2 protein-coding genes and 1 pseudogene are annotated in these 1,454 nt (G+C 62.3%); 1 reads left to right on the forward strand and 2 read right to left on the reverse strand.

All coding sequences use genetic code 11. The annotated features are described in order from the left end of the window. Positions 1-410 (reverse strand): annotated as a pseudogene (locus EOA29_RS36320) (porin family protein); the annotation flags it as partial. 91 nt (positions 411-501) lie between these two features. Then, positions 502-714: a hypothetical protein gene (locus EOA29_RS36325; protein ID WP_126093536.1), complete on the reverse strand. Its 213-nt coding sequence runs from the start codon at positions 712-714 to the stop codon at positions 502-504. Positions 715-873: 159 nt separating this feature from the next. On the opposite strand from EOA29_RS36325, the gene EOA29_RS36330 reads away from it, so the two are divergent. Continuing rightward, positions 874-1,454 (forward strand): amidohydrolase family protein (locus tag EOA29_RS36330; RefSeq protein WP_145970044.1); only part of this gene is annotated, 581 nt, incomplete at its 3' end.

Here is a 1,454-nt window from a genome sequence, read left to right on the forward strand (position 1 = left end):
CCGTAGATCAGCCAGCGATCGGCCGCCAAGCCGGCCTCGGCATTGACCGATCCCAGCCATTTGATGTCGGTGCCGACGGAATTGCCGGGAGCCAGCAGGGCCGAACCGTCAACCGCGGAATAGTTGAGTTCGGCCCGCGCACCGATCACCGCCTGGTTGAACTGCCACAGGCCGGCGACATGGCCGCCGACAAAGCCGCCGTCGAGATCGGGTGAAGCGGCGAAAGGCTCGCCTTCCGTGCCGGCGATGTCGGAGCGGCCCCAGCCGTAACCGGCCTGGAGGCCGGCATAGTAGCCCGTCCAGTCGAAACCGGGCGCGGTCATGGGCAAATCGGCGCCTATGTCCGCGGCCAGGGCAGGCCCGGACAGCAGGGCGAAAAAGCCGGCACTGGCGAGCGTCAGGCGACGCATCGAGCGCTCCGAAATGGCGGTTTCGAAAGACTCCTTGGCACAACCTAGCGTTATTCGCAGCAAAACGGAATTGTATTTCTGCAACAGTGGTTTACGTCGGCGGGTTGTGCACGCGATCTTCCAGATCGCGCTGTTTCTCCTCGGACGAGGCCAGCCGGTTGAAAGCGTATTCGGTAAACAACGAGCCGGCGATGAGGATGGCGATCGGCGCGGCCCATGCCCAGAACGAATGAAAGGTGAAGAAGGCCAGGCCGGCGCGACATGCCGACAACACGAAAATTGCGAACCGAATCGTCTGTGCCATCTTTTATCCGGACGACAGCCTGGGCCGTCAGTCTAAGCGATTTCGCCTTGCCGGAGGAGATTATCCGCCAAAACTGCTGTTTGCCTTAAAAACAAACCAGTTTTGCCAACTGGTCAAAACCGCGCCCGCTTGGCACAGTCGGGCAAACAGGAGTCCGTCATGGCGGGAAGCGCGAATAAGATGAAACCCAGGCTCTGGACCGAGGTGGCGACGCATCTGGTGGATGTTGCGATGGGCCGCAAGCCAGCCGACCTCGTGATCCGCAACGGCCGCTGGGTGAATGTCCATTCGGGCGAGATCATTCCCGGCACCGATATTGCGATCGCTGCCGGCCGCTTTGCTTATTGCGGGCCGAATGCCGGCCATGCGATCGGGCAGGGGACCAAGGTGGTCGATGCCGGCGGACGCTATCTGGTGCCCGGTCTTTGCGACGCGCATATGCATGTCGAAAGCGGCATGGTGACGGTGACGGAATTCTGCCGCGCGGTGATCCCGCACGGCACAACCTCTATGTTCATCGATCCGCACGAGATCGCCAATGTGCTGGGCCTGCCGGGCGTCCGGCTGACGCATGACGAGGCCGTTGCAATGCCGATCAACGTGCATGTGCAGATGCCGTCCTGCGTGCCTTCGGCGCCCGGCCTGGAGCATGCCGGCGCAGAGCTGACAGTCGCCGACGTCGCCGAGGCGATGACCTGGGAAAACATCATCGGCCTCGGCGAGGTGATGAATTTTCCCGG

The organism is Mesorhizobium sp. M1E.F.Ca.ET.063.01.1.1 (genome assembly GCF_003998155.1).
Taxonomy (GTDB): Bacteria; Pseudomonadota; Alphaproteobacteria; order Rhizobiales; family Rhizobiaceae; genus Mesorhizobium.